This is a genomic window from Caulobacter sp. BP25, assembly GCF_002737755.1.
Taxonomy (GTDB): domain Bacteria; phylum Pseudomonadota; class Alphaproteobacteria; order Caulobacterales; family Caulobacteraceae; genus Caulobacter.
Genome location: NZ_PEGH01000019.1, coordinates 21,690 through 42,818 on the forward strand (window position 1 = coordinate 21,690; position 21,129 = coordinate 42,818).

Consider the following 21,129-nt stretch of genomic DNA (forward strand, 5'->3'; position numbering starts at 1 on the left):
CGCGCCCGCCGGGAGGCGCGCTATCGCTCCTCCCGGAACGGGGAGTACTCGTCGGTCAGCATCTCGATGTCGGCGGCCACCGCCTCCCGCTCACGTTCCAGATAGCGCGCCACGGGCTCGCGCAGGGCCGGATCAGCGATCCAATGGGCGGAGTAGACAGGGCTGGGCAGATAGCCGCGCGCGATCTTGTGCTGGCCTTGTGCGCCCGCCTCAACGCGGGGCAGGCCCAGCCGGATCGCGTGCTCGATGGCCTGGTAGTAGCAAAGCTCGAAATGCAGGAACGGCACGTCCTCGACGCAGCCCCAGTGGCGCCCGTAGAGGCAGTCGCGACCTAGCAGGTTCAGCGCCCCGGCGAGGAAAGGTCCGCCCGGCCTGCGCGCCATCAGCAGCAGCACCTTGTCTGCCATCCGCTCTCCGAGCAGCGAGAAGAAGGGGCGATTCAGATAAGGCTGTCCCCACTTGCGACTGCCGGTGTCCATGTAGAAGGCGAAGAACGCATCCCAATGGTCCTCGGTCAGCTCGCCGCCGGTCAGGGCGACGATCTCAAGGCCCTCCTGGGCGTCGCGCCGCTCGCGGCGGATGGTCTTGCGCCGATTGGCCGACAGAGCCGCCAGGAAGTCGTCGAAGGTCGCGTAGCCTCGGTTCTCCCAGTGGTACTGCTGGTCCTGGCGCGGCAGCATCCCGTGCTCGCCCATCCAGCGCCATTCGTCCTCAACCGGGAAGGTCACGTGTACCGACGAGGCGCCCATGCGTTCGCACAGCGCCAGGGCGCCGCCCAGCAGCGCCGAGCGCCCCTCGTCGGCGTCTATGTCCGGCCGCACGATCAGACGAGAGCCGGTCACGGGCGAAAACGGCGAGGAGCACTGGAGCTTGGGATAGTACCGCCCCCCGGCCCGCTCATAGGCGTCCGCCCAGGCGTGGTCGAAGACGTATTCGCCCTGGCTGTGGGACTTCAGATACAGCGGCATGACGCCAGCGACCGCGCCGGCCTCATCCTCGACCGACAGGTGCTGCGAGGCCCAGCCGGTGCGCGCCGAGACACAGCCGCTTTCCTCCAGGATCGACAGGAAATCATAGGAGACGAACGGATCGCCAGTGGCCTCGGCGCAAGCGTCCCAGGCCTCCTTGCCGATCTCGGCGATCGCGCGATGGACGCGAACCGCCGGTCGGATGGAACTCACGCGTGGAAGCCCTCGAAGATCAGGTTGTCGCAATGGTCCCGCACGCCTTCCCACTGGTCTGGGCTGCGGACGGTCCAGGCGACCACCGGCATGCCCTTGGCGCGATATAGGTCGGCGCGCGGGCTGGGCAACATGTCCAGGCCCAGAGACAGGAAATCCGGCCGCGCCAGCTCGACCTGCTCCAGCGCCGCCAGCGACTTGCGCATCTCCGGCGCCAGCTTGCGAGCGTTGTCGTCGTTCCAGCTGTAGGAGTTCAGGCCGCGCAGGATCTGCGGGTGATGGTCGGCGAACCAGGCGTGCGAATACGGATTGAAGCCGATCACGGCGGTTGGGCCGTTGTGGTCGACCAGCACGTCGCTGACGCGTTTCTCCAGCGGCCCGACCTCGCCGAAAGGCGTCTTGAGCTCGATGAAGACCATGGCGCGGTGGCCGATCATGGTCAGGGCGTCGGCCAGGGTCGGGATCGTCTCGTCCGTGGCCTTGAGCGCCATGGTCGAAAGGTCGGCGGCGGTGTGGTCGCGCAAGCGCCCTTCCCGGCCGGTCATCCGCTCCAGGCGGTCATCGTGGAAGACCACCGCCTCACCGTCGGCGGTCAGTTGCACGTCCAGCTCGATGGCGTAGCCATGGGCGCAGGCGGCCTGGAAGGCGGCCAGGGAGTTCTCCGGCGCGCCATCAGGAGTCCAGAGGCCGCGATGGGCCGCCGGCGGGTCGAACATGCGCTCCCACGCCTCGCCGAAGGTTTCGGTCGAGGGGCGTTCGCGCGAGCGCATCAGGCGATCTCCACCATCGCGTCCACCTCGACCGCGAAGCCGAGAGGCAGCTTGTAGACGCCCACCGCCGAGCGGGCGTGGCGTCCGGCGTCGCCAAGCGCCTCGACCATCAGGTCCGAGCAACCGTTGACGACCTTGGGAATGTCGATGAAGTCCGGACCGGCCTGGACGAAGCCGCCCAGCTTCACCACGCGGACGACGCGGTCCAGGTCGCCATCGCAGGCGGCCTTCATCTGGGCCAGCAGGTTGATCCCGCAGATGCGCGCGGCCTTCTGGGCGGTCTCCAGGTCGACGTCGACGCCGACCGTGCCCTTGATCCCGCCCGAAGCGTCCAGCGAGATTTGGCCGGAGATATGGACGAGATTGCCCGAGCGGACGAAAGGCACGTAGTTGGCCACCGGCGCCACCGGCTGGGGCAGCTCCACGCCAATCGCCTTCAACCGCTCTTCGACCTTCGACATACGCACGCTCCGTGATTTGTCAGGCATCCTTAACGCGAGCGGCCCAGGCGCAAAAGAAAAAAGCCCGGACCTCGCGGCCCGGGCTTTTCGTCTTGGATCGCGTCGGCGGGACGCGAAGGTCGGCTCCTAGCGAGCGGCCTGGAACTTCTCGACCGCAGCGCTCATGCGCTCGTTCAGCGGCTTGACCGAGTCCTTGATCGAGGCCGAGACGATCTCCGAGGCCTTGCTGACCTGGGCGATGTAGGATTCCAGGGCCGACTTGGCCCAGGCGGTCTGCAGCTCGACGGCTTCCTGCACGCTCTTGGCGGAGGCCAGCGACTTGGCGGCGGCGACCTGGTCTTCGGCAAGCTTCTTCGAATAGGCGAAGGTCTCGGCGCCCAGGGCTTCAGCGCCCTTGGTGGCGGCCGTCACCGAAGCGACGACGGCTTCGAGGTTCTTCTTAGAGTGCGTGTTGGCTTCGGCCAGGGCGGCCAGCGACTTCTCGACGCCGTCCTTGAACGCTTGGTTCGAGGCGGTGGTGAACTGTTCGACAGTGTTCTTGACGGTTTCGGCGGCGGCCATGGAATCTCTCCTGGGGAGGAAGGCGGCGGGGCGGAGGGAACGAGCTACAACTCGCCCATCTGCGCTTGGGACAACGGCGGTTTGCCATGCTGCAGTGCAGCAGTCAAGAAAATTGTGCAGCGCACCATACCGTAAGGGTTGCTCCACAACCGCCTCTCAAAGCTGCAGCATTGGAACCACGCGCCCAATTTTTTCACCCGTGCGGCAAGTTCGCTCACCACTTGTTTACTTTAGCGAAAGGGGCCAGCCATCATGGTAAGGACACGCGTGTGGCGGTGCGGAACCGCTCAGTTCAAATGACGGACGCCCCTCATGTTCGCCAAGCTTACCTCCGCTCGTTCCGTTCTGGTCGCCGCCGGCCTGGCGCTCGCGACCATGCTTGGCGCCGTCGCGCCGACGCCGGCCTCGGCCGCCATACCCTATCTCCAGCTGAACGCCTCCGAGCCGAAGTACGCGGCCATCGTGATCGACGCCAATTCGGGCGAAGTGCTTTACGACAAGAGGGCTGACAGCCCGCGCTATCCAGCTTCCGTGACCAAGGTCATGACGCTGTACCTCACCTTCGAGGCGCTCGGCGAAGGCCGCATGAAGCTGACCGACCGGGTCGTCATGTCTCCGCGCGCCGCCGGCCAAGCGCCGACCAAGATCGGCCTGCGTCCCGGCGAGAGCATGAGCGTCGACGAAGCCATCAAGGCCATGACCGTGAAATCCGCCAACGACGTCGCCGTCGCCATGGCCGAGCGGCTGGCCGGCAGCGAGTCGCGATTCGCCGCCTTGATGACCCTGCGCGGTCAGGAACTGGGCATGCGCAACACCCGCTTCGTGAACGCCTCGGGTCTGCCCGACAGCCGCCAGATCTCGACGGCCCGTGACCTGGCCATCCTGTCGCGCGCCGTGATGCGCGACTTCCCGCAGTATTACAGCTATTTCTCGGTGCGCGGCTTCACCTTCCGGGGCGCCTACATCAAGGGCCACAACCGGCTGCTGGATAACATGGAAGGCTTTGACGGCCTGAAGACTGGCTACACCAATGCCTCGGGCTTCAACCTGGCCGGTTCGGCCGTCCGAGACGGCCGCCGCCTGATCGCCGTGGTCCTGGGCGGCCCTTCGACCGCCTGGCGCGACAACAACATGGAAGACCTGCTGCTGACCGGCTTCGACGTGATGAAGCGACGCGCCAAGGGCGAGCGGACCACGATCGCCGCCAACATCTATGAAGACGAGCCCTCGGGCCCGATCGACCGTCCGTCGGTCGAACAGGGCGATGGCGACCAGGCCGGCCTGAAGATCGTCCTGACCGAGAACCCGCATAATCCCGGCCCGATGAAGGTCTCCCCCACCCTGCGCGCGGCGCAAGCCACGGCCAAGCCGGCCAAGAAGCCGCAAGGCGAGTGGGCCGTGCAGGTCGGCGCCTTCAAGTCCAAGTCGCTGGCCAACGAACAGCTGAAGCTGGTGCGCGGCCGTTTCGCCAAGGTGGTCGCCGACACCGAGGCTGCTGTCGAAGGGGCTGGCGGCACGTTCCGCGCCCAGTTCCAGGGCCTAACGGCCGACGCCGCTCGCAGCGCCTGCTCGACCCTGAAGGCCAAGCGCGTGCCCTGCATGGTGCTGTCGCCGCGCTGATTGCGGCGGACCAACAACCGCAAAACGCGTGTCATCCCGGCCGAAGCGAAGCGGAGAGCCGGGACCAAAACACGCGCTGAGCTTTCGGCGGTCCCGGCTCGGCGCGCTACGCGCTTGGCCGGGATGACAGCTTCCTAGCGTTCCGCCATCACCCGCCCGATCAGCCGGGCGAGGCGCTGCACGCCTTCCTCGATCTGGTCGTCGGTCGGCAGCGAGTAGCTGAGCCGGATCGCATTCGCCCTCGGAACCTCGGCGAAGAACGGCGCGCCCGGCACGAAGGCCACGCGCTCCTCTTTGATCGCCCGCGCTAACAGCTCGGCGCCGTCGATACCCTCAGGCAGGTCAATCCAGACGAACATGCCGCCCTCCGGATGCGACCAGGTCACCCCCTTGGGCATGGCCTTGTCCAGCGCCGCCAGCATCACTCGCGCCTTGTGGCCATAGGCGCCGCGCAGGCGGTGCAGATGCTGGTCATAGCCTTCGGAGACGGCGCGATGAGCGACCATCTGGTTGATCGTCGAGACGTGCAGGTCCGCGCCCTGCTTGAGCAAAACGAGCTTCTCGATCACCGCCTTGGGCCCGCAGACCCAGCCGATGCGCAAGGCCGGCGACAGGGTCTTGGACAGGGTGCCCAGGAACATGGTGCGGGCGTTGTCGACGCCCCCCGAGCGGGCGATGTCCAGCGACAGTAGCGTGGGCGCGGGTTCGCCGACGAAGCGCAGCTCGCGATAAGCCGCGTCCTCGACCAAGGTCATGTCCAGGCGGTCGGCCAGGGCCAGCAACGTCTCGCGCTCGGCCAGGGTCAGGCTGACGCCGGTGGGATTGGCGAAGTCGGGCACGAAATAGCCGAGCGCGCCTTGCGGCAAGTCGACCGCCTCCGGCGCGGCAAGCGCGGTGTCCGGCATGTCGCGATAGGCCGGCTCGTAGCCGTTGAAGGCTTGCAGGGCGCCCAGATAGGTGGGGCGCGCCACGACGACAGGGGCTCCCGGGCTGATGAACAGCTTGCCGATCAGGTCCAGCGCCTGCTGCGAGCCGGCGGTCAGCATGATGTTGTGCGGCTCGCAGGGCATGCCGTCGCGGGTCATGCGCTCGGCGATCCACTGGCGCAGCGGCAGGTAGCCCTCGCTGACGGAATACTGCAGCGCCTGGCGCGACAGCACGGGATCAGCCAGCACGGCCTCGTAGCCCTTCTGGATCTCGGCTGCCGGAAAAAGGTCGGGATCGGGGATGCCGCCCGCAAAGGACAGGATGTCGGGCTGGTCCAAAAGCTTGAGAAGCTCACGGATTTCGCTGGCGCGGACGCGGGCCATGCGATCGCTGAAGCGCGCGGCCCAGTCGTGGGATTGGTCGGTCATGGGGTGATCAGAAGTCCGAACGGGAATGACACTGTAAAGAGCCGCGCGACGGCGGCTCGCCTGAACAAGGGGTTCAGAGCGTCATACCGAGCAGGTCGGACCCGAGGAGCGGCGTCGCCAGAAGCGTTCGCGATTGATCATGGCGCATGTCCTAGCTCAGCCGGGCCGCTTGATCAAACGATCCCGCGCGGCGTTCAGCTGGGCGGCGAGGCCCTCGGTGCCGCCGACGTCGGGATGGGCCATGCGGATCAGGCGGGCATAGGCGGCCTTGATCTCCTCGATGGTCGCGTCAGGGGCGACGCCCAGGATTGCGCGCGCCTCGGCCAGGCTGAGGTCACCGCGAGGCGGATGGACGACCTGGCGGCGGATGACTGGCCGCCGCCGGGCCTCGGTGACGGTCCACAGGCCGATGACGCCCAGCACGATGCCCACGCCCCACAAACCGCGAATGGTCGCATAGCCGGCGAAGGCGAAAGCGACGATCGCCGCCACGCCCGCCCCGACCCGCCAGCCGTCGCCCTTCAGCAGGTTGCGGCGGCGCGGCCAGAGCAGGAAGGCCAGGATGGCCGCGCCCAGCAGCAGATAGATCATCACGCCTCCAGACACGAAGACGGGCGGCTGAGTCGCCCCAACCGCCCGCACATCGAAGCCTTTAGCCCTTCGACTACTGCGCCGCCAGCAGCGTCTCGCCGGAATAGGCCGACAGGCCCAGGCTATGCATCAGGGCCCGCAGTTCCTGGCGCGCGGCCAGATGCTGCAGCGACACTGGCACGGGGCGCACCTGCGGCGACAGGTCGGCGATGGTCAGGCCAAACGGGAACAGCTCGCGATAGATCACCCGATCGCGCAGGCCGGGGCCGATGCGGAAGCCGACCCGCTTGGCCAGGGCCGTCAGGCGGTCCTCAAGACGCTTGCGGTTCCGGGCCTCCGTCGTCGCCAAACGATTGCGCAGCACGACCCAGTCGAGCGCCTGGCGCTGGCCCGAAAGAGCCCGCTGCTTGCGCGCCTCCCAGACGGTCAGCGAATAGAGGCTGGGCTTGGTCAGTTCCATACTGACCGGGTCGACATGGCCCAGCATGTCGAAGTCGACGAAGCTGTCGTTCATCGGCGTGACGATCAGGTCGGCGCGGCCGTGGGCCAGGCGCGAAACGGCGGTGTCACCGCCTGGGGTGTCGATCAGCACGAAGTCGCACTCGGCCAGACCCTTGGCGAAGGCCGCCTCGAAGCCGGCGACCTGCTCCTCGTCCGACTTCTCGGCCAGGGCGATGTCGTCCTCAGACAGCCGCAGAGACAGAGGCTCGGGCAGCTCGAGCTTCTTGCTTTCCAGCCAGATGCGGCGGTTCTCGAAGAACCGCGCCGAGGTGCTTTGGCGAAGGTCGAGGTCGATGACCGCGACCTTCGCGCCGCCGTAGAGCAGCGCAGTCACGAGGTGGACGGCGATGGTCGACTTGCCCGCCCCGCCCTTCTCGTTGCCGACGACGATGACCCGCGTTTCGGCCATGAGTTTCGATCCTTGATGCGTCGCGACTCGCGCGACCTTGGACTGAAGATTAACACGATGTTACCGCCGCCTCATGGGGTCAACGGCCTCCATCCACAGACCTAATTGTCGCAGAGTTGGCGAAACACGGTTTCCCCAGCGTCGCGGTGGACCTAAGGCCGCGCGGAGGCCATAAGCCCCAAAGCGCATTCGAGCGTTAGAACCGCTCGAATGCGCTCTAAGTCTATGAATTCGAGCCTGTTTATCTGGTTTAGATGGCTCCATCTAAACCAGACAGGCTCGCCTATCCGCGTGGAGGCCGCCATGACCGAACCGACCATCGTCCGCACCGTCGCGCAAATGCGCGAACATGTCCGCGCCTGGAAGGCCGCCGGCCAGCGCGTGGCCCTGGTCCCGACGATGGGGGCGCTGCACGAGGGCCATCTCTCGCTGATCCGCCTGGCGAAACAGAACGCCGACCGGGTGATCGCCAGCGTCTTCGTCAATCCCAAGCAGTTCGCTCCCCACGAGGACTTCGACGCCTATCCCCGGGGCGAGGCTGTCGACGCCGAGAAGCTGGGCTCGGTCGGCTGCGACCTGATGTTCGCCCCGAACGCGGCGGAAATGTACGCCCCGGGCTTCTCGACCCTGGTCACGGTGTCGGGCGTGTCGGAGCCTCTAGAAGGCGCGGCGCGGCCGCAGTTCTTTGGGGGCGTAGCAACCGTCGTCGCCAAGCTCTTCATCCAGTCGCAGGCCGATGTCGCCGTGTTCGGCGAAAAGGACTACCAGCAGCTTCAAGTGGTCAAGCGCATGGCCCGCGACCTCGACATACCGATCGAGGTCATCGGCGCGCCGACCGCTCGGGCCGAGGACGGCCTGGCTCTCTCCTCGCGCAACGCGTACCTGTCGGCGCAAGAGCGCGCCGCGGCCGTGGCCCTGCCGAACGCCATGAAGGCCACCGCCCAGGCCGTGGCCGCCGGGGGCCGCATTGACGAGGCCGAGGCTGTCGCGGTCGAGGCGCTGAAGGCGGCGGGCTTCCGCCAAGTCGACTATGTGGAAGTGCGCGAGGCTAGCGATCTGTCTCGGCTGGGACCCGGCCCGATCGGCGACGTGGAGGGCCGTATCCTGGTGGCGGCCTGGTTGGGCGGCACCCGCCTGATCGACAATATGGCCGTCAGACCAGGCTGATTTTCTGGGATCAGATCGCCGGATACAGAGCGATGAACACGCCGACGGCGAAGCCCACGAACAGCATGCCCGCGCCTAAGACGGCGTAACCGGCTCTCATCGTCATCCCTCCGCTTTCCTTGCGGAGAAGAAACACCCGTCAGAGTTGATATTAGGCTAACAATTCCCGCCCAGGTCACCAAGCGCCCAGTTCGCGCAACTGGCGCGCCAGCTCCGGCGGCAGGTCGGCGGCCTCGCCTTCGGTCAGGTCAGGCGGGGCGTCTTCCGGCGTCAGGTAGCGCCAGCCCTGAAACGCCCGGCGCGGCTGTGGCGCGACGCGCACGATGGTCGGATCGACCGTGACCTCGCAACGCGAGGCCGGACCAGCGCCGACGGTGTCGATCGCCAGGATCTTCTGGCGGCACAGGATCTGCCCCTTGAAGACCCTGTAGAGGGAACCGCCGTCCAGGACCTCGTCGATCCGCTTGGGCGTCATGCGCGTGTGCATGATCCAGGGATGGCCTTCCTTGTGCCAGGCCAGGAGGTCCTCGATCGTGTCGCAGCCGACGACCAGCTTGATGATATGCAGCGCCATGGCCGCGTAGATAACGCGCTGGGGCCGCAAGGCAATCGCCTGGGCGACGTTAACGCTCGCGTGAAAGGTGAAAGCCCTCGCGCCCTCGCATCACGCCGCTATGGCTGGAGCATCGCGCTTCACCAGGGCGCGAAGACTCGGCGGGTTCTCCCGCCTGGCGCCGCCGCTGTGGACGTTGTCGCATGCGTCCAAAGCGGCGGTTCTCTTTTTGCTCGCCCCGCGAGCCTGGTTTCGCGCCGCTCCCCTCACCAGATGGGGCATCTCGCGACGCAAACGCGTCGTCGCGCGTTACTCGACATGGCGCGAGTGACGCCGTCCCCGCTCAAAAAGGAGAAGGCCCGTGAAGATCCTGATGGTTCTCACCTCGCATGACGACCTCGGCGACACCGGCAAGAAGACCGGTTTCTGGCTCGAGGAATTCGCCGCGCCCTACTACGCCTTCAAGGACGCCGGAGCCGAGATCGTGCTGGCCTCGCCGGCCGGCGGACAGCCGCCGCTCGATCCCAAGAGCGATCTTCCAGAGTTTCAGACCGAACTGACGCACCGCTTCAAGGCCGATCCCGACGCCCAGAAGGCCCTGGCCAGCACCGTGAAACTGGAAACCGTCAAAGCGGCGGACTTCGACACGGTGTTCTATCCCGGCGGTCACGGCCCGCTGTGGGACCTGGCCGAACTCCCGGCTTCTATCCAGCTGATCGAGGCCTTCGAGCGCGCGGGTAAGCCCATCGGCTTCGTCTGCCACGCGCCGGGCGTCCTGCGTCACGTCAAGGCGGCGGACGGCTCGCCGCTGGTGAAGGGGCGCAAGGTCACCGGTTTCACCAATTCCGAGGAAGCCGCGGTCGAACTAACCGACGTCGTGCCGTTCCTGATCGAGGATGAGTTCAAGGCGCTGGGCGCGACCTACGAGAAGGGCGCCGATTGGGGGCCTTTCGTTGTCGTCGACGGCAAGCTGATTACCGGCCAGAACCCCGCCAGCTCAGAAGACGCGGCCAAGGCGTTGCTCGCCCAGATCCGCTAACGCGCGAGGGTCGGGCCGTTCGCGGCCCGGCCCCCTCAGCCTATCGGCTCACGCGCCTTCCAGGCGGGCCAGCACCACGCCCTCGCTGACCTGGCCGCCGGCCGAGGCCGAAAGCTCGGCCACGACGCCGTCGAACGGCGCGACCAGGGCGTGCTCCATCTTCATGGCTTCCAGGGTCAGCAGGGTCTGGCCCTTGCTGACGCTCTGGCCAGCCGACACGGCGACGGAGACGATCTTGCCCGGCATCGGCGACAGGATCGCGCCATCGGAGGCCGCCCCCTCCCCCGCGCCGCCCACGTGAGCCTCGAAGTCGAACGTCTGGACGTCGCCGCCCTCGAACACATGGAGGGGGCCCTTGCCGTAGGTCGTCGGCAACCGCGCGACCTCGTCGAAGACGCGGCCGTCGGCGTGGCGGATGTCCCAGGACCAGTCCTCGGTTCCGCCGCCCAGCAGCGCGACGCGAAGTGGCGTCGGCTTGCCATCCACCGCCATCGGCAGGGTCATGGCCGCGCGGTCGGCGTTCATCCGGAAGCCCAACAGCTTGGAGGGCGCGCTCTCCCACGGATCGGGCCTGGCCTCGGCCTCCAGGAAGCTGTCCAGCCGCCAGCCGATCGCGGCCATGGCCGGCTCGTCGCTGAAGGTCCGCTCGGTCAGCTCATCCAGGCGCGCCTCGATGAAGCCGGTGTCGACCGAGCCGTGGACAAAATCCGGATGGCTGGCGCACTTGGCCAGGAAGGCGGCGTTGGTCTTGACCGGCCAGACCTCGACCAGGGCGCAGGCTTCGGCCAGGCGCTGGGCCGCGTCCTCGCGGTCGACGCCGTGGGCGATCAGCTTGGCGATCATCGGATCGTAGAAGGGCGTGACCTCGCCGCCCTCGTCCACCGCGCTGTCGACGCGGACGTCGCCCTCGGGCAGGCGGAAGTGCTTGAGCTTGCCGGTCGAGGGCAGAAAACCGGTCGCCGGGGTCTCGGCGTAGAGACGCGCCTCCATGGCCCAGCCGTCCAGGGTGATCTCGTCCTGTTCCAGCGGCAGGCGCTCGCCGGCGGCCACGCGCAGCTGCCATTCGACAAGGTCCTGGCCGGTGACCATCTCGGTGACCGGGTGCTCGACCTGCAGGCGGGTGTTCATCTCCATGAACCAGATGCGGTCGGCGCGCAGGCCATCGGACGCATCCGCGATGAACTCGACCGTGCCCGCGCCGACATAGCCAACGGCCTTGGCGGCCTTCACGGCGGCGGCGCAGACGGCTTGACGGGTCTTCTCGTCCATCCCCGGCGCGGGGGCTTCCTCAATGACCTTCTGGTGGCGGCGCTGCAGCGAGCAGTCGCGCTCGAACAGGTGGACGACGTCTCCGTGGCTGTCGCCGAACACCTGCACCTCGATGTGGCGGGGACGAGTGACGTACTTCTCCAGCAGCACGCGGTCATCACCGAACGCGGCCGAGGCCTCGCGGCGGCACGAGCCCAGAGCAGCCTCAAAGTCCCCGGCCTTCTCGACCTTGCGCATGCCCTTGCCGCCGCCACCGGCCACGGCCTTGATCAGCACCGGATAGCCGATCTTGGCCGCTTCGGTCGTGAGCCGTTCGACCGACTGGTCCTCGCCAAGATAGCCCGGCGTGGTGGGCACCCCGGCGTCGATCATGACCTTCTTGGCGGCGTCCTTCAGGCCCATGGCCCGGATGGCCGAGGGCGGCGGGCCGATCCAGGTCAGGCCCGCGTCGATCACGCTCTGGGCGAAGTCGGCGTTCTCGGACAGGAAGCCGTAGCCCGGGTGGATCGCGTCCGCCCCCATCTGCTTGGCCGCCGCCAGGATCTTGCGGGGATCCAGATAGCTCTCCTTGGCCGACGCGGGTCCGATCAGGATCGCCGCATCGGCCTCCATCACGAAAGGCGCGTGCGCGTCCGCCTCCGAATAGACGGCGACCGTCCGCACGCCCAGCTCTCGGGCGGTGCGGATGATGCGGCGAGCGATCTCGCCGCGATTGGCGATCAGGACGGAAGCGATCAAGCGGGACCTACATCTGAGAAAGGGTGAAGAGCATCAGGCCCAAGATCAGGACGCCGAAGGCTATGATGGTCGAGAGCCAGACGATCAGGGTCTTGAAAGCGGCGCCCAAGAGGCTGGAGCCGTAGCCTCCGCGCAAGGTCTGAAAGAGGTTGATCGGCGTCCACAGCAGAATGATCGCCAGGAACGGTCCCATCAGGGCCTCCGGCAGCACAAACAGCAGGGCCCAGGTCAGGAACGAGAACGACAACAGGTTGGTGGCCACGATCAGGTGATCGTAGATGTAGTATTGGCGCTTGTTCACATAGACGAGCGCCAGGGACAGACCGATGATCGGCAGCAGCAGCACCGCCAGGCGGTGGGCCCAGCCGAACATCACTAGAATGAAGTAGTTGGGGTTCGACACGGCCTTGGCCAGACCTTCTCGCGGCCAGAGTGGGCCTTTGGCGTCGTGCGTCGCCGGTTCCCCGTGAGCCTGCTGGTCGGCCGAAGCATGACCCGGCTCGCTGGGCTTGACCACACTGATGTTCCGCCCCCCCATCTGGATTTCGGCGATCTTATTGGCGCTGGCTTCCCGGCTGTTCGGATCGGAGAATTCGAGACTGCGGATCTGATCGGCGACGGCGTTCTTACCATTGTGCAGCTTCGCCAGCGCCTCGGCGCCAGCATTCGGATTATTCTGCAACGCGTCTGCTTCCGCCACCTTGGCGGCGTAGCCGTCCTGAGCCTTCTTGATCTCGTCGGCGTACTCTTGGGCGATCCTGGTCTTGTCGGCGCCGGCTTCCGCCAGCCCCTCGATGCGCGCGTCGGCCGCGCTCTTCAGGCTCGCGTTGCGTTCCGTTGCGGCCTCCAGACGCATCTCGTCGGCCTTGGCCTTCCGGCCAGCCGGTGTGGTCAGGAGCTGAGCCTCCTTCTCGGCCTGCACCTCCTGCTCGTGCATCTTGTTGTGGATCAGATGCTCGGCCGCGAAGATGAACAGCAGCAGGGCCACCAGAAAAGTGCGGAACGGCGGCGTGTGCCGCGCGATCCGGCCTTCCATCAGGTCCTTGGCCAGCTTGCCCGGCTTGAAGAACAGCAGCGGCAAGGTTTTGGCCAGGCGCCCATCGAGGTGGAACATCCCCTCGATGGTCTCCCAGATCAGGTGCAGGATTGAGCGGTGATGCGTGTCGGCGTTCTGGCCGCAAGAATAGCAGTACCACCCCTCTAGCGGCGTACCGCAGTTCTTGCAGGGCTCCCCCTTGTGAGGAAACGGCTTCTGCTTTCGACGGACGAAGTCGCCCGCCGAGTCCGCCGCCGCCGCTTCCATGTCCGCAGCCGTCATCGTTCCCCCTGAACCCTGAACCCTGAACCCTGAACCCCGAAGTTGAGTCTATTCAGCCCAGGAGGGTTTACGACGCGCGAGGAACGCGCGCACGCCTTCTTGTCCTTCGTCCGACACGCGGCGGCGCGCGATGCGGCGGGCGGTCTCTTCGACCACGCCCCTGTCGATTTTCTGGCCAGCGAAGTCGTTGACCAGGGCCTTGGCGTCACCGATCGCGCCGGGGGCGCACGGAACCATCTCCTCGATCAGGGCGTCACGGGCGGCCTCAAGGCCAGCCACGTCGTCGAACACCTCATCGACCAGGCCGTAGCTCCAGGCGGCGTCGGCGTCGAAGACGCGGGCCGTGGCGAACAGCAGCTTGGTGGTGCGCGGCCCCAGGGCGGCGATCACATAGGGGCTGATGGTCGCCGGGGTCAGGCCAAGCTTCACCTCGGAAAACGAGAACTTGGCGTCAGCGCTGGCCAGGGCGTGGTCGCAGGCGGCCACCAGACCCGCGCCGCCGCCATAGGCCGCGCCCTCGACCAGGGCTACGGTCAGGGCCGGCACGTCGTGCAGGGCCTTGAGCATGTGGGCCAGCTCAAGCGCGTCCTCGCGGTTGTCGTCCTCGTCCCATTCGACGGCGTCTGCCATCCAGGAGAGATCCGCGCCGGCGCTGAACGTGCCGCCGACGCCGCGCAGGAACACCACGCGCACGCCCTCGGCGCCATGCAGGGTCTCGAAGGTCTGACGCAGGGCCGCGATGGTCGCCGCGTCGAAGGCGTTTTTCTTCTCGGGTCGATTGATCCAGACGGTGACCGCGCCCTCGGGCGTGCTCTCCATGTGGACCAGCGGGCTCATCGCGTCGGTGTCGGGGACCTCGACGATGGGATCGGCGATGGGATTGGTCATGGGAAGCTCCTTTGAACGCTACATCCGGAAAACGCCGAAGGTCGTCTCCGGGATAGGGGCGTTGAGACTGGCCGATATTGCAAGCCCCAGCACGTCCCGCGTTTGAGCCGGGTCAATGATCCCGTCGTCCCATAGCCGCGCGGTGGCGTGGTAGGGGTTGCCCTCGTCCTCGTAGCGCTGGCGGATCGGCGCCTTGAAGGCCTCAGCCTCCTCCGGCGTCCACTTGGCCGCGTCGCGATGGACGGTGGCCAGCACGCTGGCGGCCTGCTCGCCGCCCATCACCGAGATGCGGCTGTTGGGCCAGGTGAACAGGAAGCGGGGTGAGTAGGCCCGGCCGCACATGCCATAGTTGCCAGCCCCGAAGCTGCCGCCGATCAGCACCGTGAACTTGGGAACCTCGGCCGAGGCGACGGCGGTGACCAGCTTGGCGCCGTCCTTGGCGATGCCGCCGGCCTCGTATTTGCCGCCGACCATGAAGCCCGAGATGTTCTGCAGGAAAACGAGCGGGATCTTTCGCTTGCAGGCCAGCTCGATGAAGTGCGCGCCCTTCAGCGCGCTCTCGGAAAACAGCACGCCGTTATTGGCCAGGATCGCCACAGGCTGGCCCCAGATGCGGGCGAAGCCGCAAACGAGGGTCGTGCCGTACAGCGCCTTGAACTCGTCGAACTTCGAGCCGTCGACGATGCGGGCGATGACCTCGCGGACATCGTAGGGCGCGCGCACGTCCGTCGGGACGACGCCATACAGCTCCTCGGGGTCGTACAAAGGCGGCTCGGCCTCGGCCAGGACCAGCTCCTGGGGCTTGGTGGTGTTTAGGTTGGCGACGATCGAGCGGACGATCTCCAGCGCGTGCTCGTCGTTTTCGGCGACATGGTCGACGACGCCCGAACGGCGGCCGTGGGTCTCGGCCCCGCCCAGCTCTTCGGCGGAGATCACCTCGCCCGTCGCGGCCTTCACCAGCGGCGGCCCCGCCAGGAAGATGGTGCCCTGGTTGCGGACGATCACGGTCTCGTCGCTCATCGCCGGGACATAGGCGCCGCCTGCGGTGCAAGAGCCCATGACGCAGGCGATCTGCGGGATGCCTGCGGCGCTCATCCGTGCCTGGTTAAAGAAGATGCGGCCAAAATGGTCGCGGTCGGGGAAAACCTCGGCCTGATGCGGCAGGTTCGCGCCGCCGCTGTCGACCAAATAGACGCACGGCAGACGGTTTTGGGCGGCGATCTCCTGAGCTCGCAGGTGCTTCTTCACCGTCATCGGGAAGTAGGCGCCGCCCTTCACCGTGGCGTCGTTGGCCACGACCATCACCTCGCGGCCCGACACCCGGCCGACGCCGCAGATAATCCCGGCGCCCGGCGCCTCGCCGTCATAGAGGTCGCAGGCCGCCAGCTGGCCTATCTCCAGGAAGGGCGAGCCAGGATCCAGTAGGCGCTCCACCCGCTCCCGAGGCAGCAGCTTGCCGCGCGCGGCATGACGCTCGCGGGCGCTCTCCGGACCGCCCAGGGCCGCCTCGGCGACCTTGGCGCGCAGCTCGGCGACTAGAGCGCGATTATGCGCGGCGTTGCGGGCGAAGGCGTCGCTGGACGCGTCGATAGCGGAGTTCAACTTCGGCATGACCGACGCTTAGCCTTTTCCACCCATCCCCGGAAGTCGGAGTTTTTTGGACCCCGAAGCCGAAGATTCAGGGCCAAAACCGTTCTTAGACATTTTGGCTTCCAGAGCAATGATTGCGCCTGAACGCGCAGTCAGGGTCAAGCCTGCCGATCATGCGCGAGACCGTTTACAGCTTCGCCTTAGCGGCTCTACGGTCCGCCCCGTGGAAACGCCCCTGCCCGATGACTCGGCTCTAGCGCGCCTGTTCGCCCGCGAGCGGCGGAACGGGACAGCGGCGTGGTTCTCGCTGCCGGGCGGCGCCACCCTGTTCGAGCCGGGCGAAGCAGCTGAGCAGCTCTATTTCCTGAAGACCGGACGCCTGGGCGCCTTTCGCCGCGAGAACGGCCAGGAGCCGCAGTTCCTGGGCCTGATCCGCCCGGGCGAACCCGCAGGCGAGATGGCCATGATCGGCGACACCGCCCATTCCGCCGCCATGGTGGCCCTGCGCGACAGCGAGATGTTCTCCCTGCCCCGCGACGTCTTTTTCGAAGCGGCCGAGGAGGATCCCAGCGTCCTGCTGGAGCTATCGCGACTGATGATCCATCGCGCGCGGCAGGCGCGCAGTCAGCCGGCGGTCGGCGATCCATCCGTATTTGGCTTTATCGCCGTAGAGCCTGGCGCGCCGATCAGGCCGGTCGTCGAACGGTTGGGACGCTGCATCGAAAACCTCGGCTACACCGTCACCGTCGAGGGCGGCGAGGCGCTGTTGGCGCCGACCGAGTGGTTCGGCAATGTCGAGCAAAGCCACGATTTTGTCCTCTATGTCACCGAGGCCGACGAGACCGCCTGGGGTCATGTCGTCGGCCGTCAGGTCGATCGGCTATTCCGCGTCGGACGCGGCGACCGGGCGCCGCCCAGTGTGATCCCCAGCTATGCCTCCGGCCCGTTGCAAGCTCAGCGCCTAGTCGACCTGATCCTCTTGCAATCGGCCAGCCTGACGCGACCCAACGGCTCGGAAGCCTGGGTTGCTGCGACACAGCCCGCGCGTCTGTTCCATCTGCGCGAGAACGGCATCGCCGACCTGCAGCGCCTGGCGCGGGTCATGACCGGTCAATCGGTCGGGCTTGTGCTGTCCGGCGGCGGCGCGCGGGCCTACGCCCACATCGGCGCGATTCAGGCCATGCGCGAGCGAGCCATCCCGATCGACTTCGTCGGCGGCGCCTCGATGGGCGCGATCATCGCCGCAGGCCTGGCCATGGGCTGGGACGACGGCGAGATGGAGGCGAGGATCAGAAAGGCCTTCGTCGACTCCAGTCCCCTGGACGACATCGCCTTTCCGATGATCGCCATGACCCGTGGCGAAAAGGTCAAGGCGCGGCTGGAGGAGCATTTCGGCGGGGTCGAGATCAGCGATCTTTGGCTGCCGTTCTTCTGTGTCTCGTCAAACCTGACTTCGGGCGCCTACCAGCTGCATCGCACCGGTGAGCTGCAAACGGCGCTACGGGCTTCGATCGCCCTGCCCGGCGTGATGCCGCCCGCCACCGACCACGGCTCGGTGCTGGTGGACGGAGCGGTGATGAAGAACTTCCCCGCCGACGTCATGCGGGCCCTCCAGCCCGGCCCGATCGTCGGCGTCGACGTCACGCTCGGCCGCAGCATCACCGCCGACGACCTGATCACGCCGCCGTCACTATGGAGCTGGATCACCTCCGGGGAGTGGCGTCGCGGCCCTCCGATCGTGGCCTTGCTGATGCGCGCCGCCACGGTCACGTCCGGTCGTGACATCAACGCCGCCCGCGAAGCCACCGACGTGCTGATCACGCCCAAGCTGGAGGGCATCGACATCCGCGACTGGCGGGCCTTCGAGCCTGCCGTCAAGGCGGGCCGTGTCGCCGCCAGCTTCGCGCTCGACACCCTGCGCCAGCCAGTGACCGCCCTACGGCGTCGGCCTAGCCTGCGGGAGCGCCAGAACGGTCCAGCGCGGCCCTGATCGAGGCGCTTTTCTATCGCTCGCGTCAAAAATCCCTAGATGTCAGCGCTCCACCGCCCCTTCTATACCTGCGGCCTGCGACAATCCGACATCGTGCAACTTCGTGGTTTGTGAAGAATTCTTCTCAAGAGAGAAGATTCATCATAAGGTCTGTCTGAGGCCCCCGTCAGAGGGGCCATAGGGAAGGAAATCACGCGGAATGGCCACGCACGTTCATATGGCGCCCAGCAGCGCTCCGGTCCCGAGCATCCGGCGCATCAATCTCAGTCGTCCCCTGGCCGTCGGCGCGGCGATGGCGATGTGGGCCGTGATCCTGATCGCCATTCGCCTTCTGACACTCTGACCGCGACCTCGCGTCGCGCACGGCGTCTCTTCCCATCGCGGCGAAAAGGCCCATATCCTCCCTGTGTTGTTCAACTACTGAAAGGAGGTGGTCTAGTGTCTCATTGTCTCCAACTGCGGTCGCAAGTCGTGACCTGGAGCCGCAAGAGCGAGGTCTCCGCCTGAAGCGTTGAGCGCTGAAGGTTGCAAGTCACGGGCTGCGCAAGCGGCTACGACGATGGAAGGGCCGTCCCGATCGGGGCGGCCCTTTTTCATTGCCAGTTTGAGACGCCGATATCAGGCCCCGATCAGCTCACGGCCGATCAGGAAGCGGCGGATTTCGTTAGTCCCCGCGCCGATGTCGTAGAGCTTGGCGTCGCGCAGCAGGCGCTCGACCGGCCATTCCTTGGTGTAGCCGGCGCCGCCCAGGGCCTGGATCGCCTCCAGAGACACCTTCACCGCGTTCTCGCTGGCCATCAGGATCGCGCCGGCCGCATCGAAGCGGGTGGTCTTGCCCGCGTCGCAGGCCCTGGCCACGGCGTAGACATAGGCCCGGGCCGAGCTCAGGGCGACGTACATGTCGGCGATCTTGCCCTGCATCAGTTGGAAGCCGCCGATCGGCTGGCCGAACTGCTTGCGGTCGCGGACATAGGGCAGGACGATGTCGAGACAGGCCTGCATGATGCCCAGCGGCCCCGCCGCCAGCACCGCGCGCTCATAGTCCAGGCCGCTCATTAGGACGCCGACGCCGCCGCCGACGGGCCCCATCACGTTCTCTTCGGGGATCTCACAATCCTCGAACACCAGCTCGGCGGTGTCCGAGCCGCGCATCCCCATCTTGTCCAGCTTCTTGGAGACGCTGAAGCCCTTCATGCCCTTCTCGACCAGGAAGGCGGTGATGCCGCGGCTGCCCTCCCCGGTCTTGGCATAGACGACCAGGGTGTCGGCGTGCGGGGCGTTGGTGATCCAGAACTTCGTGCCGTTCAGGACATAGTGATCGCCGCGCTGTTCAGCCCGCAGCTTCATGGAGACGACGTCAGAGCCCGCCCCCGCCTCGCTCATGGCCAGGGACCCAACGTGCTCGCCGCTGATCAACTTGGGCAGGTAGCGTCGCTTCTGCTCGGGCGTGCCCCAACGGCGGATCTGATTGACGCAGAGGTTCGAGTGCGCGCCGTACGACAGGCCTACCGAGGCCGAGGCGCGGGAGACCTCCTCCATCGCCACCACGTGCTCAAGATAGCCCAGGCCCAGGCCGCCGAACTCTTCCTCGACGGTGATGCCGTGAAGGCCAAGGTCGCCCATCGGGACCCAAAGATCGCGCGGGAAGACGTTCGTCTCGTCGATCTGGGCGGCCAGCGGCGCGATGCGATCGGCGGCGAACCGAGCGGTCGTTTCGCGGATCGCGTCGGCGGTCTCGCCCAGCCCGAAGTCCATCGTGGGTGCGAAATTCGTCATGATAGTCCTCCCATAGCACGAACGCCCGCGGATCAACGAGACCCGCGGGCGTTCTTGCTCAGCTTCCCTTGAGTAAGGAAACTTCTTATTCGCTCGCCCTATCCGGCCCGGCCAGTCGGCGCAACAGAACATACGCCGAAACCACGAAGCAGATGGCGCCGATCATACTGGCGCCGTAGCCGAACAGCTTGACCTGTTCGGCGGCTCCGACCGCCACGGTCAGTATCCACAGCACGCCGCCGCCGAACAGCGACAGGCCCAGCAGGCCCAGCACGATCAGCAGGCTTGCGTTGCTCGCCGAGCGCGGCGCCTTGCGACGACCACCGGCGATTTCGGCGGCGGGCGACAGCTCGGTCGCGGCGCTGGTCGAGAAGCCGTCGAGATTGAAAGCCGAGCCGCCGTCGGACGGCGCACCAAACAACGTCGGCTCATTGGCGATCGGACCGGCCGCGAAGGCTTCGACAGCGACCGGCTTTTCAGGCGCCTGGGACGACGGGCGGAAAGGCGTCAACTCGACCGTTGCGTCCGCGAATAGGACGCCCCCTGGCGCGGCGCCGGCGGCCTGCGGAACGGGCGGTTCGGGCAAGCCGAGGTCCTGCGCCTTGCTGGGCATCGCATCCGCCTCTGCGAGGATGGCCTCAAGGCGCGCGCTGACGGCGGCGGCGGACTGTTCCGTCGCGGTCGGCCTGTCCTCTTCCGGGACAACGATGCTGAACGGCAGGTCGCCTTCGCGATGGGCGACAACGCGGTCGCCGTCGGTGCGGGTGCTGACCGTCGCCGGCGTCTGCTTGGGAATGGCGTTGCTGGCGTCGTAGTCGATCTTGGGTCGCAGCACGGGGCTGGGCGCGGGCACCCACTCGCCGTTAGCCGGCGTCAGGAACAGGGTCTTTTCGGCCGATCGGCGGCGGACCAGGGCGTCAATGACGATCCGCTCGCCCTCGAAATCGGCCTTACGCCACATCTCCATGGCGCAGGCGGCCTGCAGCAGCGAGCCCTCGTTGATCCGGCGCAGCACGCCCGAGCGCAGGAAGTTCTCGATACCGATGTTGAAGGCGAAGCAGACCAGGGAGTCGAACTGGTTCTGGGTCAGTGGCGTGTAAGTGTGCTCGTTGACCGAGTGGGCGACCGAGATCAGGTCGTACAGCAGCAGCGCCTCGGCGTCCTTTTCCGAGACATTCGCGCCCGGACGCGCGGTCAGCGTGTGGCCATAGCCGATCGTCCAGCGTCCATCGGGAAGCTGGGCGGACGTCTGACGGTAGCCTTCGAATCTCTTGATGAGATCGACGGCGGCGCGGGAGACCTGATGACGCGGTTTCATCGCCTAGTTTGACCCAAATTGAGACAGACGCGGG

21 protein-coding genes are annotated in these 21,129 nt (G+C 66.8%); 6 read left to right on the forward strand and 15 right to left on the reverse strand.

The features are described 5' to 3' along the window. Positions 1–20 precede the first annotated feature (20 nt). From CSW59_RS17705 to CSW59_RS17720, 4 genes are all read right to left on the reverse strand, one after another. Positions 21–1,181, reverse strand: coding sequence for a GNAT family N-acetyltransferase (locus CSW59_RS17705; protein WP_099445312.1), 1,161 nt, complete (start codon positions 1,179–1,181; stop codon positions 21–23). Further along, on the reverse strand, positions 1,178–1,951 hold the full coding sequence (locus CSW59_RS17710; RefSeq protein WP_099445313.1) for a glycerophosphodiester phosphodiesterase: 774 nt from the start codon (positions 1,949–1,951) through the stop codon (positions 1,178–1,180). Before CSW59_RS17710 ends, CSW59_RS17705 begins: the two co-directional genes overlap by 4 nt. After that, positions 1,951–2,418 (reverse strand): RidA family protein, encoded by a 468-nt coding sequence (locus tag CSW59_RS17715; protein ID WP_201722843.1) that lies wholly within the window; start codon positions 2,416–2,418, stop codon positions 1,951–1,953. Before CSW59_RS17715 ends, CSW59_RS17710 begins: the two co-directional genes overlap by 1 nt. Positions 2,419–2,538: 120 nt before the next feature. Then, entirely contained in the window at positions 2,539–2,973 is a 435-nt protein-coding gene (locus tag CSW59_RS17720; protein ID WP_099445315.1) for a phasin family protein, read from the reverse strand. 312 nt (positions 2,974–3,285) lie between these two features. Between CSW59_RS17720 and CSW59_RS17725 the strand changes: the two genes are divergently transcribed. Beyond that, on the forward strand, positions 3,286–4,593 hold the full coding sequence (locus CSW59_RS17725; RefSeq protein WP_099445316.1) for a D-alanyl-D-alanine carboxypeptidase: 1,308 nt from the start codon (positions 3,286–3,288) through the stop codon (positions 4,591–4,593). A gap of 134 nt (positions 4,594–4,727) precedes the next feature. On the opposite strand, the gene CSW59_RS17730 is transcribed toward CSW59_RS17725, so the two are convergent. From CSW59_RS17730 to CSW59_RS17740, 4 genes are all read right to left on the reverse strand, one after another. Next, positions 4,728–5,948, reverse strand: a complete 1,221-nt coding sequence (locus CSW59_RS17730) for a PLP-dependent aminotransferase family protein (RefSeq protein ID WP_099445317.1) — start codon at positions 5,946–5,948, stop codon at positions 4,728–4,730. An 81-nt stretch (positions 5,949–6,029) separates the two neighbouring features. Then, positions 6,030–6,089 (reverse strand): hypothetical protein, encoded by a 60-nt coding sequence (locus CSW59_RS20665; protein ID WP_106907314.1) that lies wholly within the window; start codon positions 6,087–6,089, stop codon positions 6,030–6,032. 15 nt (positions 6,090–6,104) lie between these two features. Continuing rightward, positions 6,105–6,539, reverse strand: a complete 435-nt coding sequence (locus CSW59_RS17735; RefSeq protein ID WP_099445318.1) for a DnaJ domain-containing protein — start codon at positions 6,537–6,539, stop codon at positions 6,105–6,107. Positions 6,540–6,612: 73 nt separating this feature from the next. Then, complete coding sequence (locus tag CSW59_RS17740; RefSeq protein ID WP_099445319.1) at positions 6,613–7,449, reverse strand: division plane positioning ATPase MipZ; 837 nt, start codon at positions 7,447–7,449, stop codon at positions 6,613–6,615. Between the two features lie 303 nt (positions 7,450–7,752). Here CSW59_RS17740 and panC point away from each other — a divergent pair, with 303 nt between their 5' ends. Continuing rightward, on the forward strand, positions 7,753–8,616 hold the full coding sequence (gene panC, locus CSW59_RS17745) for a pantoate--beta-alanine ligase (RefSeq protein WP_099445320.1): 864 nt from the start codon (positions 7,753–7,755) through the stop codon (positions 8,614–8,616). 175 nt (positions 8,617–8,791) lie between these two features. Here the strand turns inward: panC and CSW59_RS17750 are convergent, their stop codons facing one another. Beyond that, positions 8,792–9,190, reverse strand: a complete 399-nt coding sequence (locus CSW59_RS17750) for a DUF1489 family protein (RefSeq protein ID WP_099445516.1) — start codon at positions 9,188–9,190, stop codon at positions 8,792–8,794. Positions 9,191–9,530: 340 nt separating this feature from the next. On the opposite strand from CSW59_RS17750, the gene CSW59_RS17755 reads away from it, so the two are divergent. Then, complete coding sequence (locus tag CSW59_RS17755) at positions 9,531–10,208, forward strand: type 1 glutamine amidotransferase domain-containing protein (protein WP_099445321.1); 678 nt, start codon at positions 9,531–9,533, stop codon at positions 10,206–10,208. Between the two features lie 48 nt (positions 10,209–10,256). Here the strand turns inward: CSW59_RS17755 and CSW59_RS17760 are convergent, their stop codons facing one another. Genes CSW59_RS17760 through CSW59_RS17775 form a run of 4 tightly spaced genes read right to left on the reverse strand, consistent with a single transcriptional unit; the run spans position 10,257 to position 16,032 of the window. Beyond that, entirely contained in the window at positions 10,257–12,215 is a 1,959-nt protein-coding gene (locus tag CSW59_RS17760) for an acetyl/propionyl/methylcrotonyl-CoA carboxylase subunit alpha (protein ID WP_099445322.1), read from the reverse strand. A 7-nt stretch (positions 12,216–12,222) separates the two neighbouring features. Then, positions 12,223–13,533 (reverse strand): DUF3667 domain-containing protein, encoded by a 1,311-nt coding sequence (locus CSW59_RS17765; protein ID WP_099445323.1) that lies wholly within the window; start codon positions 13,531–13,533, stop codon positions 12,223–12,225. A 48-nt stretch (positions 13,534–13,581) separates the two neighbouring features. Further along, entirely contained in the window at positions 13,582–14,421 is an 840-nt protein-coding gene (locus CSW59_RS17770) for an enoyl-CoA hydratase-related protein (RefSeq protein WP_099445324.1), read from the reverse strand. Between the two features lie 18 nt (positions 14,422–14,439). Further along, complete coding sequence (locus CSW59_RS17775) at positions 14,440–16,032, reverse strand: carboxyl transferase domain-containing protein (protein WP_099445325.1); 1,593 nt, start codon at positions 16,030–16,032, stop codon at positions 14,440–14,442. Positions 16,033–16,234: 202 nt separating this feature from the next. Between CSW59_RS17775 and CSW59_RS17780 the strand changes: the two genes are divergently transcribed. From CSW59_RS17780 to CSW59_RS20670, 3 genes are all read left to right on the forward strand, one after another. Beyond that, complete coding sequence (locus CSW59_RS17780) at positions 16,235–18,001, forward strand: patatin-like phospholipase family protein (RefSeq protein ID WP_099445326.1); 1,767 nt, start codon at positions 16,235–16,237, stop codon at positions 17,999–18,001. A 199-nt stretch (positions 18,002–18,200) separates the two neighbouring features. Next, positions 18,201–18,344 (forward strand): hypothetical protein, encoded by a 144-nt coding sequence (locus CSW59_RS20825; RefSeq protein WP_161495069.1) that lies wholly within the window; start codon positions 18,201–18,203, stop codon positions 18,342–18,344. Between the two features lie 77 nt (positions 18,345–18,421). Beyond that, positions 18,422–18,508 carry a hypothetical protein gene (locus tag CSW59_RS20670; RefSeq protein ID WP_143755018.1) on the forward strand — a complete coding sequence of 29 codons (87 nt, stop codon included), beginning with the start codon at positions 18,422–18,424 and terminating at the stop codon, positions 18,506–18,508. 111 nt (positions 18,509–18,619) lie between these two features. Here CSW59_RS20670 and CSW59_RS17790 read toward each other — a convergent pair whose 3' ends face one another. Together CSW59_RS17790 and spmX are read right to left on the reverse strand one after the other, a co-directional pair. Beyond that, positions 18,620–19,780, reverse strand: a complete 1,161-nt coding sequence (locus tag CSW59_RS17790) for an isovaleryl-CoA dehydrogenase (protein WP_201722855.1) — start codon at positions 19,778–19,780, stop codon at positions 18,620–18,622. Positions 19,781–19,862: 82 nt separating this feature from the next. Then, a complete protein-coding gene (spmX, locus tag CSW59_RS17795; RefSeq protein ID WP_099445329.1) occupies positions 19,863–21,095 on the reverse strand; it encodes a lysozyme-family localization factor SpmX in 1,233 nt (410 codons plus the stop codon). Positions 21,096–21,129 lie beyond the last annotated feature (34 nt).

What these genes read in the sequence shown, in the direction of transcription:
- CSW59_RS17710 (WP_099445313.1), bottom strand. Translation starts at nt 1,951, where the DNA reads ATGCGCTCGCGCGAACGCCCCTCGACCGAAACCTTCGGCGAGGCGTGG.
- CSW59_RS17720 (WP_099445315.1), bottom strand. Translation starts at nt 2,973, where the DNA reads ATGGCCGCCGCCGAAACCGTCAAGAACACTGTCGAACAGTTCACCACC.
- CSW59_RS17725 (WP_099445316.1), top strand. Translation starts at nt 3,286, where the DNA reads ATGTTCGCCAAGCTTACCTCCGCTCGTTCCGTTCTGGTCGCCGCCGGC.
- CSW59_RS17730 (WP_099445317.1), bottom strand. Translation starts at nt 5,948, where the DNA reads ATGACCGACCAATCCCACGACTGGGCCGCGCGCTTCAGCGATCGCATG.
- CSW59_RS17735 (WP_099445318.1), bottom strand. Translation starts at nt 6,539, where the DNA reads ATGATCTATCTGCTGCTGGGCGCGGCCATCCTGGCCTTCCTGCTCTGG.
- CSW59_RS17740 (WP_099445319.1), bottom strand. Translation starts at nt 7,449, where the DNA reads ATGGCCGAAACGCGGGTCATCGTCGTCGGCAACGAGAAGGGCGGGGCG.
- panC (WP_099445320.1), top strand. Translation starts at nt 7,753, where the DNA reads ATGACCGAACCGACCATCGTCCGCACCGTCGCGCAAATGCGCGAACAT.
- CSW59_RS17750 (WP_099445516.1), bottom strand. Translation starts at nt 9,190, where the DNA reads ATGGCGCTGCATATCATCAAGCTGGTCGTCGGCTGCGACACGATCGAG.
- CSW59_RS17765 (WP_099445323.1), bottom strand. Translation starts at nt 13,533, where the DNA reads ATGACGGCTGCGGACATGGAAGCGGCGGCGGCGGACTCGGCGGGCGAC.
- CSW59_RS17770 (WP_099445324.1), bottom strand. Translation starts at nt 14,421, where the DNA reads ATGACCAATCCCATCGCCGATCCCATCGTCGAGGTCCCCGACACCGAC.
- CSW59_RS17775 (WP_099445325.1), bottom strand. Translation starts at nt 16,032, where the DNA reads ATGCCGAAGTTGAACTCCGCTATCGACGCGTCCAGCGACGCCTTCGCC.
- CSW59_RS20825 (WP_161495069.1), top strand. Translation starts at nt 18,201, where the DNA reads ATGGCCACGCACGTTCATATGGCGCCCAGCAGCGCTCCGGTCCCGAGC.
- spmX (WP_099445329.1), bottom strand. Translation starts at nt 21,095, where the DNA reads ATGAAACCGCGTCATCAGGTCTCCCGCGCCGCCGTCGATCTCATCAAG.